This is a genomic window from Lysinibacillus xylanilyticus (assembly GCF_001183605.1).
GTDB lineage: Bacteria > Bacillota > Bacilli > Bacillales_A > Planococcaceae > Lysinibacillus > Lysinibacillus xylanilyticus.
Window position 1 is genome coordinate 931,678 of the sequence record NZ_LFXJ01000010.1, and the last position, 15,053, is coordinate 946,730.

At 36.7% G+C, this 15,053-nt stretch carries 12 protein-coding genes, 1 pseudogene and 1 riboswitch; of the genes and pseudogenes, 11 read left to right on the top strand and 2 right to left on the bottom strand.

Features of this window, described 5'->3' with window-relative positions; all coding sequences use genetic code 11:
* Positions 1-33 precede the first annotated feature (33 nt).
* From ACZ11_RS21880 to glnA, 7 genes are all read left to right on the top strand, one after another.
* Entirely contained in the window at positions 34-750 is a 717-nt protein-coding gene (locus ACZ11_RS21880; RefSeq protein WP_049668637.1) for a response regulator transcription factor, read from the top strand.
* Positions 743-2,518, top strand: a complete 1,776-nt coding sequence (locus tag ACZ11_RS21885; protein WP_049668638.1) for an ATP-binding protein — start codon at positions 743-745, stop codon at positions 2,516-2,518. Before ACZ11_RS21880 ends, ACZ11_RS21885 begins: the two co-directional genes overlap by 8 nt.
* A gap of 483 nt (positions 2,519-3,001) precedes the next feature.
* Positions 3,002-3,535, top strand: a complete 534-nt coding sequence (sigX, locus tag ACZ11_RS21890; RefSeq protein ID WP_049668639.1) for an RNA polymerase sigma factor SigX — start codon at positions 3,002-3,004, stop codon at positions 3,533-3,535.
* The gene (locus tag ACZ11_RS21895; protein WP_049668640.1) at positions 3,532-4,839 is read left to right on the top strand and encodes a hypothetical protein; all 1,308 of its coding nucleotides are present in this window, start codon (positions 3,532-3,534) and stop codon (positions 4,837-4,839) included. The genes sigX and ACZ11_RS21895 overlap by 4 nt, the downstream gene beginning before the upstream one ends.
* Positions 4,840-5,113: 274 nt before the next feature.
* A riboswitch (FMN riboswitch) is annotated at positions 5,114-5,311 on the top strand.
* A gap of 221 nt (positions 5,312-5,532) precedes the next feature.
* A complete protein-coding gene (locus tag ACZ11_RS21900; RefSeq protein WP_049668641.1) occupies positions 5,533-6,120 on the top strand; it encodes an ECF transporter S component in 588 nt (195 codons plus the stop codon).
* Positions 6,121-6,692: 572 nt separating this feature from the next.
* Positions 6,693-8,039, top strand: a complete 1,347-nt coding sequence (locus ACZ11_RS21905; protein ID WP_049668761.1) for a sodium-dependent transporter — start codon at positions 6,693-6,695, stop codon at positions 8,037-8,039.
* A gap of 374 nt (positions 8,040-8,413) precedes the next feature.
* Entirely contained in the window at positions 8,414-9,748 is a 1,335-nt protein-coding gene (glnA, locus tag ACZ11_RS21910) for a type I glutamate--ammonia ligase (protein ID WP_049668642.1), read from the top strand.
* Positions 9,749-9,858: 110 nt separating this feature from the next.
* Here glnA and ACZ11_RS21915 read toward each other — a convergent pair whose 3' ends face one another.
* A complete protein-coding gene (locus ACZ11_RS21915) occupies positions 9,859-10,956 on the bottom strand; it encodes a hypothetical protein (RefSeq protein ID WP_049668643.1) in 1,098 nt (365 codons plus the stop codon).
* Positions 10,957-11,278: 322 nt separating this feature from the next.
* On the opposite strand from ACZ11_RS21915, the gene ACZ11_RS26040 reads away from it, so the two are divergent.
* Both ACZ11_RS26040 and ACZ11_RS21920 read left to right on the top strand, forming a co-directional pair.
* Entirely contained in the window at positions 11,279-11,455 is a 177-nt protein-coding gene (locus ACZ11_RS26040; protein WP_134008178.1) for a sporulation protein Cse60, read from the top strand.
* 22 nt (positions 11,456-11,477) lie between these two features.
* On the top strand, positions 11,478-11,687 hold the full coding sequence (locus tag ACZ11_RS21920) for a hypothetical protein (protein WP_049668644.1): 210 nt from the start codon (positions 11,478-11,480) through the stop codon (positions 11,685-11,687).
* A 115-nt stretch (positions 11,688-11,802) separates the two neighbouring features.
* Here the strand turns inward: ACZ11_RS21920 and ACZ11_RS21925 are convergent, their stop codons facing one another.
* Positions 11,803-12,162 (bottom strand): NUDIX hydrolase, encoded by a 360-nt coding sequence (locus ACZ11_RS21925; RefSeq protein ID WP_269079338.1) that lies wholly within the window; start codon positions 12,160-12,162, stop codon positions 11,803-11,805.
* 342 nt (positions 12,163-12,504) lie between these two features.
* On the opposite strand from ACZ11_RS21925, the pseudogene ACZ11_RS21930 reads away from it, so the two are divergent.
* Positions 12,505-13,940 (top strand): annotated as a pseudogene (locus ACZ11_RS21930) (ABC transporter permease).
* A gap of 11 nt (positions 13,941-13,951) precedes the next feature.
* The gene (locus ACZ11_RS21935) at positions 13,952-14,638 is read left to right on the top strand and encodes an ABC transporter ATP-binding protein (RefSeq protein WP_049668646.1); all 687 of its coding nucleotides are present in this window, start codon (positions 13,952-13,954) and stop codon (positions 14,636-14,638) included.
* Positions 14,639-15,053 lie beyond the last annotated feature (415 nt).

The window sequence follows — 15,053 nt, forward strand, 5'->3', positions numbered from 1 at the left end:
GTAGAGAAAGATTAGAAGAGAGGGATCGTGAAAGTGTCAGAAAATATTTCAGTATTAGTAGTAGATGACGAGGATCGTATTCGACGCTTATTAAAAATGTATTTAGAGCGAGAAGGGTACCTTGTTGACGAGGCAGAAAATGGTGAACAAGCGATCGAAAAATCTTTAGAAAAAGAGTATCACTGTATTTTATTAGATATTATGATGCCTGAAAAAGACGGGCTTGAAGTTTGTGCGGAAATCCGTGAACGAGCAGCAACACCAATTATTTTATTAACTGCAAAAGGCGAGGAAGCGAATCGTGTACAAGGCTTTGAGCTAGGAGCAGATGATTATATTGTAAAACCGTTTAGTCCTCGTGAGGTTGTGTTACGTGTGAAGGCTATATTACGTCGTTCACAAGCATTCTCACCTTCGACAAATGCTTCTTCTTCAAAAGATTTAGTTGTGTTCCAACATTTAATGATTGATCATGATGCGCACCGTGTAACAGCAGAGGGTATTGAAGTAAATTTAACGCCTAAAGAGTATGAATTACTTTATTTCCTAGCTAAATCACCAGACAAAGTATTTGACCGTGAACAATTACTAAAAGAAGTTTGGCATTATGATTTCTTTGGCGACTTACGTACAGTTGACACACATGTAAAACGTTTACGTGAAAAGCTCAACCGTGTATCAGAAAACGCTGCAAAAATGATTGTTACTGTATGGGGCGTTGGTTACAAATTTGAGGTTGTTAATGAATAGAATATGGAATAGTGTTGTCGGGAAGCTATGGGTAACCATATTGCTTCTCGTTTCATTTGTATTGTTTGTTTTCACGGTTCTAATGCTTGAGTTTCTTCAAAATTACCATATGCAACAAGCAGAAAGCTCCTTGCGTCAAACTGCAGCAACAGTTGCAAGTATAGTAGATGATAATGAAACTGCAGAGTCGACTTCGGAATTATTAAAAGATATTTTACCTGAAAGTACTAATGCACTTATTGCTATTAACCATGACAGAGTTTCTTTCGCTATGCAGGAAGGTGTAAATAAAAAAGAAATCCAGGATATGATTTTAGCCAATAAATCGTTCCAAGAAGTTTTTCAATCAGATAAACCGATTATTAAGGAAATGATGATGCCGTCTTCCACAGACAAAGAAAAGTTGGAATCGTATGTTGTGCTTGGTTTCCCACTAAATGTGGAAAATGCTGTACACGGGGCTGTCTTTATTTATCAAAGCCCGGATGCGCTGCATAAAACATCGAAAGAGACGACGAAAGTTGTCTTTTTATCTGCGTTCATTGCCTTTGTGCTGACGACATTTTTTGCGTTTTTCCTTTCATCACGAATTACGTCACCATTACGTAAAATGCGTGAGCTGGCGTTTGAAATTTCTAAAGGGAATTTTGAAGCGAAGATGCCGACTACACAAAATGATGAGATTGGCCAGCTTGCAGTTGCCTTCAATCAAATGGGCCGTCAATTGAAACACAATCTAGAAGTGATCAATCAAGAAAATGAACAGCTTTCAAATATATTAACTTCGATGACAGATGCAGTTATTACATTTAATCGTGATCGTACAATATTATTAAGTAATCCGCCAGCGGACCGTTTAATGCAAAAGTGGTTTGTCAACAAGGGATCACAAAGTGCGAAGCCAATTCCGCCAGAGCTTTATCATATGCTCGATCATGTACTGATGTTTGAGGATAAGCTTGAAGAAGAAATTGAGATGGATGGAAGTTACTATACGTTTACGATTAGCCCTCTTTATAGTGAAGAGTCGATACGTGGAGCGGTTGCGGTTATTCGTGATATGACTGAGCAGCATCGTTTAGAAAAACTGCGTTCAGACTTTATTGCCAATGTTTCTCATGAGCTACGGACGCCGATTTCGATGCTCCAAGGTTATTCAGAGGCTCTAATGGATGATGATTTTATTCAGGATCAAGAAGAACGTAATGAGATTACAAAAATTATTTATGATGAATCGAAACGTATGGGACGCCTCGTAACAGATTTATTAGACCTTGCGCGTATGGAGTCGGGGCATATGACGCTTTACAAGGATGAGCTCCCAATTAATTCAACATTTGAACGTATTACTCAAAAATTTGCACAGGTTGCAAAAGAGAAACATGTTCGTCTAATATTTGACAGTGAATTTAATGATGAAGCTACGATTAGTATAGATGAGGATCGAATTGAACAAGTATTAACGAATTTAGTTGATAATGCTCTCCGTCATACTGATGAAGGGTCAGTAACAGTGAAGGTTGAGCAGGAGCCAACCTTTGCCAAGATATCTGTCCAGGATACAGGGCATGGTATCCCACAAGAGGACTTACCATTTGTCTTTGAACGTTTCTATAAAGCAGATAAAGCACGTACGCGTTCTAAAGGCGGAACTGGCCTAGGTTTAGCTATTGCTAGAAATATTGTCAAGGCACATTCAGGCAATATTATGGTAGATAGTGTGCTGAAAGAGGGGACTACCTTCACATTTTATTTACCTTTTGATTAATACTATTAACTTCTTTCGGCAATGTGTCTTTTGTAACGTAAGTGAAACGACAGTTACGGAAGTCTCCCACCTCTGTAGATGGTGAGATGAATGCGGGTTTCAGTTACTATTCGACGGGTGTCCAAACATCTACTGAAATAGAGGAACTCAGTCTAAGAGCGCCACGTCCTGTGGTAACGACTGAGTGACCAACTTCGTGCTGCTGACGCTACGTTAGCACTACGCTTTCGCGCAAAAAACATCTGTTGGCCTAAAGCCTCCGGCGGATGTCACGGAAATCGGAAAGGAATGCTTAAAGGATGTTAGCCTAAAACCATCGTATCCTTGCGATAACGGCTAACTGACCTGCATCCAGCAGGCCTAAGCACAAAGCCGATTCCGGACGCAATTATGCCAAGGCATAATTGATAGAGTGGTATTAATTGGATGTAACTTCTGTAAACATTTAGACGACAAATATAAATAGAACGGGGGTGGAGTGCTTTGAATGACTCCGTGTTCCATCGATTATACGATGCATATCATCAAGACGTGTTCCAGTTTCTTATTTATTTAGTAAAAAACCGTACACTTGCTGAGGATTTAGCGCATGAGGTTTATGTACGCGTATTGCGCTCATATGATCAGTTCGCAGGAAATAGTACCGAGAAGACTTGGCTATTTGCTATTGCTAAAAATGTCGCTATTGATCATTTTAGAAAGCAAGCTGTACGCCAAAAGCATTCACTTGATTTTTTTGATTGGGAAACGGAACAGCTGCATTCAGCCACACCATCACCGGAAGACGTGCTGCTGGCCAGTGATGAATTTATGCAGGTACAATCAGCACTTGAACACTGTACAGGTGACCAAAAAATGGTCATTATTATGCGCTACTTTCAAGATTTATCGATTGCAGAAACAGCGCAAATACTAGATTGGACAGAAGCGAAGGTAAAAACCACTCAGCATCGAGCCATTAAATTTTTAAGGCAACAGTTACAACAGGTTAGAGAACAGGAGGCGAAACGGCAATGAAACATAACCAATTCGATGATGACCAACTGGAACATGTATTGAATAATGCCCCTAAGCTTTCTGACCGCCGTTCGAAAGAAGAAATATTAAATCGATTGTTGGCAGATGCTCGCTTACAGGATAATGTCCATCTTCATGAAGCTATACAACAACCAATAGATGATGAAATAACATTGCAAGAGCAACAACACAGTATTCCTACGCAACAAGAAAGTATCGAGACAGCGACAACAAAGAAGAAAGTTCGTAAATGGCCGATCTTTATGAGTGTTGCAGCTATTTTCGCCTTAACAGTACTTACGGGCTCCATGTTAATAAATAATAATGATGATACAAAAATGGATCAGGCTAATGCTCCTGAAACCTCTCAATATTCAACATTGCAGGATAGTAGCGCAGCGAAAAGCTCTGTCAACCGTGATAAGATTATGGAATCCAACATAGTAGCTGAACAATCACGGTTCATGTCTCTACGATCATCTGTTTATGAGGAAGATTTAACAGATGCAGTAGTGTTCCATATTGGTTTGGCAAATCGTGATAAGAAAAGTGTACCGATGACGTATATCGTTTCAAATGAACGAGTTGCTACTGATTTTCCGAAGAAAAAGCCTACAACGTTACAAATGTATGAAAAGTATGCGCCACAGATTGATGAGAAAGCAAACGGTTTTACTAACTATCATCCATATAAAGGGGAATTGAAGGAGAAGGACGATAAACTAGTTCATGTATTACCGAAGGAAAATGATTATGATGTTGCTTCAGCGGATATTAATGAATACTTAGGGACATTACAGGATACATTCTCAGATTCACTGTATAAAAAGGTTGAGTTCAAAAATCCTGATGGTACAGCCTATAAATTTTCCAAAGATGAAGAGCCAAGTAAACCTATGGCATTAACAAGCTCAAATCATTTTAATTACTATTTATATAAAGATGAAAATGGAACTGAATATTTATCACCTGATTCTCGCAAAACTTTTTCCACAGTAACTGAAGCTCTTACTGATATGCGGAATAAAAATGATGATGTATACATTCCGGTTGTACCGGAAAATGTAACATACACAGTGAAAGAGGTAGCAGAAGGCGTTATTATAACATTTGATGAGCCACTTGATTTAACGACAATGGACGCGGTCCGTGCAACTCAATTAATTGAAGCTATGATGTTAACTGCTGCAAGCTTTGATCAACAAATCCGTCTAGACAATGTTGTACAGGAGAGCTGGGAGGGATTTGATTTGAAAAATTTCTTACCAAAGCCTGTAGGAGCCAATAAACGATATATGCCATAAATAGCATAACAACAAATAGATGAACAGAACGTAAATAAATTTTTGGAGCATTCTCGCGCTATATGTGCGTGAATGCTTTTGTCATTTTATGACTCCAATAGCAAAGAAGCTAGGTGGACTAATAATCTGGGGGATCCAGAAAATCTCTAAATTTTACAAGGTAATTAGTCGGTTATTTATAAAGCATACAAGATTAATCGGGATTTTTTAAGCAAAGCTATTTACTTTTCTCTAATAATTCATTATAGTAAGGCTATGAAATAAAAAAATATTGATTCATCTTCGGGGCAGGGTGTAAATCCCGACCGGCGGTAATAGAGTTGTAAATCGCTAATGTTTCCTTTAAGGCACATTAGCTCGAATGATTTACTAAAGACTCTTCAGCCCGCGACCTGTGCAAATATTTTTTTGCATGGCTGACTTGGTGCAATTCCAAGGCCGACAGTTATAGTCTGGATGGGAGAAGATGGAGGTACGATCGTCATTCATTGTTATGAATTTAGCTATGAACGAGCGTTTTTTCGATGTGGCTTCACACAACGTCTGCTCTAAAATAGTTAATTAATGGCGTTTTTTAATCATGCCTATTCTCCCTTATGCTCTTTTGCATAAGGGTTTTTTCATGATGATTATTGATTAGGTCGTAACCTTTCTTCTTGCGAGATTGAATCAGCAAAGAGGAGAGAGTTTTCTATGAAGAAAAATGTTAAACTTCAATCGTATATTACGATTGGCATGCTGAGCAGTATTTCGTTTTTATTAATGCTTTTTAATTTCCCAATTCCACCATTTCCAGCGTTTTTGGAAGTAGACTTTAGTGATATGCCAGCATTACTAGCGGCGATCACAATGGGACCTGTAGCTGGTATTTTAGTAGAATTCTTTAAAAATGTGTTGGACTGGGTTTTCTCAGGCACGCCAACGGGAGTACCGGTAGGACATATCGCGAACTTTGTAACAGGTATTTTATTTATTCTACCAGTGAGCTTTGTGTTTAATCGCTCCAAAACAGTTAAAGGCCTTATCGGAGGTTTAGCTGTTGGAACAATCATAATGGCAGTTGGAATGAGCATTCTTAACTATGTGGTATTTTTACCTATGTACACTTACTTTTTAGGTATGGAGCCTGTTGTAGGTGATTCACTATATAAAATGATCGTAGCTGGTATTTTGCCATTTAACATTGTGAAAGGTATTTTAATTACTATCATCATGGCATTACTATTTACAACAATGCGTAAATGGATTATTAATCAGCGTTCTGTGTATTTAACAAAATAATTAGCATGAAACCTCGAGCTATTAAACGCTCGAGGTTTTTTTAACTTCTATCAGCAAGTGTTTTGTGTAACGAAAGTGAAACGGCAGTTACAAGTGTTTTGTGTAACGAAAGTGAAACGGCAGTTACAGAAGTCTCTCACCTCTTGAGGTGAGGTTAATAAGGTTTTAAGTCGCTTTTCAGCGGGTGTCCAAACATCCGCTGAAATAGAGGAACTCAGTTTAAGAACGCCACGTCCTGTGGCAACGACTGAGTGACCAACATCATGCTGTGTTGCCGCTGCCGCTACGCTTTCGCGCAGTTAAAACCCTTTTGCTGTCGCTTCGCTTTCGCGCAGACAAAAACACGATGCTGCCGCTGCGTTAGCACTACGCTTTCGCGCAAAAAACATTTGCAGGCCTAAGTGCAAAACCGATACCGGACGTAATTATACCAAGGCATAATTGATTGTAGGATAGATGGAATGATCGAAATGTTGGATATTATTGCGCAAAAGTAACATCTAGTAAACTATAGTATTTTCATGTAGAATAAGGAAGAGTTTAGGTTGTTAGAGGAGTTGGAGTTTGAAGAGATGAGTGAGAAAAAGAGTCAGTGGTCTAGTAAACTAGGCTTTATTTTAGCATCGGCAGGAGCTGCAATAGGACTAGGGGCAATTTGGAAGCTTCCTTATGTTACTGGACAAAGTGGTGGGGGAGCGTTTTTCCTTATTTTTGTTCTATTTACATTGTTGATTGGTTTACCGATGTTATTATCAGAATATATTTTAGGTCGTGGTACACAGTCTGAGGCTGTGACTGCCTATAAAAAAATTGCACCGACGAAAACAGGATGGGCCTGGGTTGGTCGTTTAGGTGTGCTTGGTTGTTTTTTATTGTTAACTTTTTACAGTGTTGTAGGAGGTTGGATTTTTATATATAGTGGCCTGGGTGTGACTGGGGCTGTTATTGACCCTGCTAATGATCCTAGTGAACTATTTGGAAAGATTATAGGAACACCTTGGATTACATTACTAGGTTTAGGATTGTTTACACTGGTAAATGTACTAGTCATTTCGCTTGGTGTGCAAAATGGCATAGAGAAGGCCAGTAAGTGGATGATGCCTTTATTATTCCTTATGTTTATTGTGCTTGTTGTACGGGCTTTAACATTAGATGGGGCAATGGAGGGGGTTAAATTCTTCTTGTGGCCTGACTTTTCCAATATAACTGGAAGGGCTTTATTAGAAGCGTTAGGGCAGTCCTTCTTTGGTTTAGCGGTAGGATTTTCTTGTCTTGTGACGTACAGCTCCTATTTAAAGAAAGATGTGAGCTTACCTAATTCTGCAGGCTCCGTTGTTCTTCTAACTGTGCTTGTATCGTTTTTAGCTGGATTAGCAATTTTCCCTGTTGTATTTGCTTTTGATCTAGAACCAGCATCTGGACCTGGCTTACTATTTATGGTTCTGCCAACAGCATTTAGTCAAATGCCATTTGGTGAAATCTTCTTAGCGATGTTTTTATTATTATTTTTATTCGCAACGCTAACTTCTTCCTTCAGTTTATATGAGATTATCGTAGCGGCATTTATTGAAAAGGGGCGTATGTCTCGTTCTGTATTGACGATGCTACTAGGTGTAGTGGTCATTATTGCAGCGATTCCTGCAGCACTTTCATCAAGTACATTAGCGGACGTATCAATCTTTGGAAAAACAATTTTTGATGCAACTGACTTTTTAGTTTCTAATTTAATGCTTCCGTTGGGCAACTTATTGATTGCTATCTTTATTGCTTATGTGGTTGATAAAGAGTTCGTGAAGAAGGAATTATTAATAGGAAGTCAAATGGGGCAGGGGTTCTATTTAACATATCGATTTTTAATGTTAATAGTAGTACCTTTTGTGATTATCGTTGTGTTTGTAAATATGCTTTTACAATATTAAAGAGAGTAGGTTGTGTTCCGTTTAATGGAATGCAACCTACTTTAAATTTTTTTAGAGAATGTCTTTTGAACAGACAAAAACACGTTGCTGCCACTACGCTTTCGCGCGAAAAACATCTGCAGACCTATACACAAAGCCGATTCTGGGCGCAATTATGCCGAGGTATAATTGATCTAAAACATTATGATGAGTCTAAAGACCTTAAATGATATGGAATGGAGGGTGACTCTATCCATCTAAAAAAAAGATAAATATATTCGAAAAAATGCATGTAATAAAACCTTACATAGATATTGTGTTTTTCATCCTTTTAATGTATTTTAAAAACAGTTATAAAAAACGTGTTAATTAAATTTACATTGGAGTGGTGAAAAATGAAACATTATACGATAGAAGATATTAAACGCCGTGTTAAGGAAGAAAATGTGAAATTTATTCGCCTGCAATTTACTGATATTTTGGGAACAATAAAGAACGTTGAAGTACCAGTTAGCCAATTAGAAAAAGCATTGGACAATAAAATCATGTTCGATGGTTCATCAATTGAAGGTTTTGTACGTATTGAGGAATCAGACATGTACTTGAGTCCTGATCGTGATACTTTCGTAATTTTCCCTTGGACTGCTGAAAAAGGCAAAGTGGCTCGTTTGATCTGTGATATTGTTAGACCAGATGGTACACCATTTGAAGGCGACCCACGCTCCAATCTGAAGAGGGTTTTAAAGGAGATGGAGGAATTAGGTTTTAGCTCATTTAATTTAGGACCAGAGCCAGAATTTTTCTTATTTAAGCTAGATGAAAAGGGGCATCCAACACTTGAGTTAAATGATAGTGGAGGGTATTTCGACTTAGCTCCAACTGACTTAGGGGAGAACTGTCGACGTGATATCGTATTAGAGTTAGAAGAAATGGGCTTCGAAATTGAGGCATCACATCATGAGGTTGCACCTGGTCAACATGAAATCGACTTTAAGTATGCAAGTGCAATCGAAGCATGTGATAATATTCAAACGTTTAAGCTTGTTGTAAAAACGATAGCTGCGCAGCATGGACTTCACGCAACCTTTATGCCAAAGCCACTGTTTGGTGTTAACGGTTCTGGAATGCATTTTAATTTATCATTATTTGAAGGGGATAAAAATGCGTTTTATGATGAACGTGCAGAATTGCAATTAAGCCAAACAGCACGTAGCTTTATGGCGGGAATACTAAAACATGTGCACGGTTTTACAGCTGTCACAAACCCGCTAGTTAATTCCTATAAACGATTAGTGCCGGGCTATGAGGCTCCTTGCTATGTGGCATGGTCTGCACAAAACCGTTCACCACTTATTCGAATTCCAGCTTCACGAGGACTATCAACACGTATCGAGCTGCGTTCAGTCGATCCAGCAGCGAACCCTTATTTAGCGATGGCTGTTATTTTAGCATCTGGGCTCGATGGCATTCGCAAAGATCTCACACCACCGGATGCTGTAAATCGCAATATTTATAAAATGTCACGAGCTGAACGTGAATTGAACAGTATTGACAGCCTCCCATCGTCATTGGAATACGCACTCCTTGAACTAGAACTGGATCATATCGTACGTGAAGCGCTTGGAGATCATATCTTTGAAAAATTCACGGCTGCAAAAGAAATAGAATGGAATAAATACCGCACACGTGTCCATAACTGGGAGCGGGAAGAATATTTGAAAATGTATTAGAATGGGAGTGTTGGGGCAGTAGTGCTCCGACACTTTTTTAACCAAAATGCGAGGAATTGAGTGTCAAAAAGAAGGCTATCCCTATTTTTCATTGATAGGGATAGCCTTTTTTAGTTAAGGAGTTCACTTTGGATAATTAATTTGTATTTTTCATTTGGGAGTTCTTGGTCATAGATATAAACACCATTTTCAGCTGAAAATCTATAATGTAATTCTAACAAACCATCCTCAACTAATAGATGATCCTTTATCTTAAATTTTTTATAGTATCCATTATCATTGAAATATAAAAATACTTGATTATTAAAATCGATGTTAAGTTCACTTACACTATCAATATCCGAAACAACTTCTTGCGTATGATTGGTTGAAGCGTCATAAAAAATTAGCTTACGATCACCAGTTGATGGTTCAGATGGTTCGTCAAATGTTAGATAAACCCATTGTTGATCATTTAGAAGCCTTGCCCAACCAATAAATTCATATGAACTCTTAAATTCTTTTATTTCTTTACTTTTTACATCATACAAATAGATATATCCAAAATGATTTTTTTCATCAGTAAATAATATTTTTCCATCCTTTGCAGACAAAGACATATTTCTGAATGTAAAGCTATTTGATTTAATTATGCTTATAGTTTCGTCTGTTTTGAGATTCTTAAGCATTACTTCCGCATTTTCACTTTTTCTGTCCTTTTTAATCCAAGCTGCGTAGTCTCCAATTAGTATGGGGAAAGCATTAATAACATTTTCTTCATTTTCTTTTGTTAATGGTTGAATTTCTTGCGTCTTTAAATTCATAAAATATGGATTCAGATACCCTCCATTTTCATCGGTATCTACCCACAATAACCAATCTTCATTTAATTCTATCCCTTGAACTGATGGTAATTTGAATTTACTGTTAAAAATGGTTGTGCATTTTTGAGTCTTGCGATTGTATTGAACAATCTTATTGTCAAGAGAAGGGCTCTTTTGATCTACGCTCATATAAATATAGTCAGCATTCCCTCTATATGAGTTAATACTAGTAAAAGGTACGTCTACTGTTTTATTCAAATCCTTATCGATTATTTGATAATAATTTGAACTTTGGGGTTTAATCAAAGATCTATTTGACTGTACACCATTGTATACGGCTTTAAAAACAACGAATAGGAATATGGCAGCACAAGATAGTATTATCGTTCTCTCTATTATTTTCAATATGAATCTCTCCATTTAGACTAAGGTTTATTTATAAAAACTCGATTTAAAGGGAATGTCTATCTATTAAATCTTGTATTTTTAATAGATTACCATATAAATGGTTATTTACCTATTTTTATCAATTGATATAAGGTAGAGAATTTAAAATTAAAACAGCTTCTTTTGGATTGTTTGATTTCATATTTATTAGGGGACGATATGAAGTACTATTTTAATTGGGCTACGGTACTTTAACTCTTTGGCTTCTCCTATTGAGATAACATTTTTTGTGACAAATAATTCCTTTTAAACTATGATTGGAAGAAGAGGGGGGAAATGTATGACGCAAGCGACTCAAGTAGTAACGATCCAAAATAATGACATTGTACAATTTGAACATGATATTAATAACGCTCTATTAGATTTAAGCGATTGTTTAATAGTGGATATTAAATACAATACGTTATATATAGGGGAACATACAGTTATACATTCAGCTTTAATTATTTATAAATAATTGATTCAAAGGGGGAAATATATTGTCAAAAATATATTGGGTATCAATTGCTAAAAAATCAGATGAAACTGCAGTGGAGCAGAATGTCATTGAAAAAATTTTTGCGAAGAAATCTGAGTTGAAGGATTTTTTAGAACAAGAAGGCTATTGTAAGGCAGCGAAAAATCAATATATTAAAATCGATAATGAATTGATATACGAAGCGGCCGTTGAAAAAGTAAAAATGAAATAATCATAATATAAGTGGTTAACCGCGGGTGAAAGGGAAATACCCGCGGAAGAAACATAAATATCAGCGATTGAGGTAATGCCAAGCACTAAGCTTCTCATCATTTATTGTGGTAGGTTTATTGAAATAATGATAATAGAAATTGTCTATCTTCAGGGAAAGTTAATGTTAAATCTAGTAAACCATCTTTGGATTTCCACGCAATTTCATAAATCAATTCATCGGGATCGTGTATCATCATTTGACCACCTTTAATGATTGTTTCGAAATAACGCACTTCTACTACATCATTATTTTTATGTAATACTTCTCTGACGATGTCTACTACAAATCCTGTTTCTTCATATACTTCGCGGATACAACATGCCTCAAAATTCTCAGTAGCTTCTCTTCCACCTGATGGTACTGCCCATGTTTTTACTTCCTCTTTAGTACCTTGCAAAACCATTAATAATTGATTGTCTTCATTTAAGCAAATTCCTGCAGCTCCTTGCCTCCATCAAATAATCAACAAAAGAGTCTCCATCTCATTTCATCTTATAGAAATGAGATGGAGATTTTTATTATTTTTTGGTATATCAACGATTATCACCTTTTGGAGCAAATGTTTTTTTGAATACATTTCAGTAGGTTTCCTGTAAAAATCTCAATTTTAGATCTTTTTAAATCACAATTTTATCTGAATGGCCCGAAAAAGAAAAAATCGTTACCGTGGGCCAGTATATCTCTAGATAAAAAACTTCAGAAAAACTCTATACGAACTCCATACGAACTCCAGATAGCGTATATAGAATAACAACTATCAAGGAGGTTAGGAAAAATGAATTTTATAAAACGCGCAATTCTCAGCATGAAAAAAAGAATAGGAACATCATTAATATTGATGGCCGTCTTCCTGATTGTTACAAATTTGTTGCTAGGAGGATTCGCAATCCAAAATGCATCACAAAAAGCTGCTGATTCAGCAAGAAAAAAACTGGGTGCAGATGTTACTTTAGGTCTTGATTTTGATAAATTAGGAAAGCAGCAAGGGAAACTGGCGAAATGCCTATTGTGCCAGATCTCAACATAAAAGAAGCAGAGCAGTTAGCGAAGTCCCAGTATGTAAAAGACTATAATTATATAACCGGTACTTTCGGAATTTCGGATGGGCTTAAATTAGTAGGAGCTTCAGAAGGAGAAGGAGCAGGAGCAGGTAGAGCGGGAATGGCGGGTGTACGAGGAGGATCAGGTTCAGGTACGGAAATAGATATGAATTCTACTTTTATGATAGAAGGAGTTCGGAAGACTTTATTACAAGAAAGTTTTAAAAATGGAAAGAGTAAAATCATTGATGGGAAACCAATTACAGAAAAGATGGAAGACCAGAATGTAACTTTAATGGAAAAACGATTAGCGGAACAAAATAAATTGAAAGTAGGAGATAAGGTTAAAATTCAATCAGGGGATAAGAAGAAAACTCTTGAAGTTGAAATTATTGGTATTTACGAAACGGATGAGCAAGGACTGGGTCAAAATCCCCCACCTATAATGGATCCAGCTAATAAGCTATATATGCCTTATTCTACTCTAAAAAAATTAGAAGCAGATGAAGGTAATATGAGTAGCATTCAAGTCGTGTACTTCTTGAACGATCCGCTAGACATTGATGCATTTAAAAAAGAAGCAAAACAATCGGATATTGATTTTAAGTATTTTAAGTTAGATGCACATGATTCATTGTACAAACAAATGATTGGTCCTATCGAAAATATCTCGTCTACTTCTCAAATGATTATCTATATTGTATCTATTGCAGGTGCTATTATCTTAGGATTAATCATTATGCTATCGATAAAAGCACGCCGTAAGGAAATGGGGATATTATTGTCTATCGGAGAGAAAAAATGGAAATTGATGGCGCAGTTCGTAGTAGAAGTAGTATGTATTGCTATTTTAGCATTTGGAGTATCCCTAACAACTGGAGCTAAAGTTTCTCAATTTATAGGGGATAGTTTACTTTCTAATGAAATTGCTACAGCAGGCGAAGAAGAAGAAAATTCACAAAATAGTAGTGTAGTAATGGTATCTGGACCTGGTGGTACGCTACAAAACGAAACAGAGGATCCAATTGATAATATTGATGTAAGTGTAACAGGTGAGGATTTAGGAAAAATGGGGGGAATTGGACTAGCCATTGCTATATTAGCTGCTCTTCTTCCGGCATTATCTATTCTACGGTTAAATCCAAAACAAATCCTTTTAAAAGATGAATAAGGAGGCTCGATATGGAGACGATTTTACAATTTAAAAACTTAGATTATTATTATGAAAGTAATGGAAAAAAAGTAACGATACTAGATAATGTTAATTTTTCTTTTCAAAAAGGGCTTTTCTACACGATTTTAGGGCCATCTGGATCTGGTAAAACTACAACTCTTAGCTTAGGTTGTGGGCTGGATTTACCTAAGCAGGGTTATGTACTTTATAATGGCAAGGATATTCGAAAAATTGGTTTGGTTCGATACCGTAATCAGTATGTATCCGTGATTTTCCAAGCTTATAATTTAATTACCTATATGACTGCTCTTCAGAATGTACTAACAGCAATGGAAATTACAGGTGTGAAGGTACAAAATAAAAAAGCAAGAGCATTAGAATTATTAGAGAAGGTAGGACTCACAGAAGTAGAAGCAAAACGCAACGTCTTGCAACTAAGTGGTGGGCAACAACAACGTGTAGCAATTGCTCGAGCACTATCTTGCAATGTAGATTTACTTATTGCTGACGAACCAACCGGAAACCTTGATGGAGAAACAGCAAAAGAGATTATTGAATTGTTTCGGGCGCTCGCCCATCAAGAGAATAAATGTGTAATTGTTGTTACGCATTCACAAGAAGTTGCAAAACAATCGGATCGAGCAGTTTACTTAAGCAAAAAGAAGTTAGTAGTAAACGATATTAATAATACCTAATTAACAAACTCCCCTACTGATAGGGGAGTTTTGATTTTGTTGCAAAGTTTGAAAAAATAGAGAGGTCTATAGATTTAGGTAGGTTTCTAGCAATCGCTACAAATTACTAAAATTCTTTGTACACTGAACAGACGGATTCTGATTCAAGACTTCGCCTCTGTTTATGGATGCCCTGAATCGTTTCAATCAGGTTATTGAGATGCTTGACGGTCAATGTTTTGTACGCACATAAAAGCCTTTCATTTTTGATAAATTAGATATTCATATTCTGCACCCAACGCATGAATATGAATAGAATCTTAAGAAAAACTTAAGGTAAAATTTCTTTTTTCTTTCCCTATTTATTCTATAATTTATTGCATAATTATGAAAAAAATCTTTAAAAGATACAGTTTTCTGTAGCGTTTATATCGGG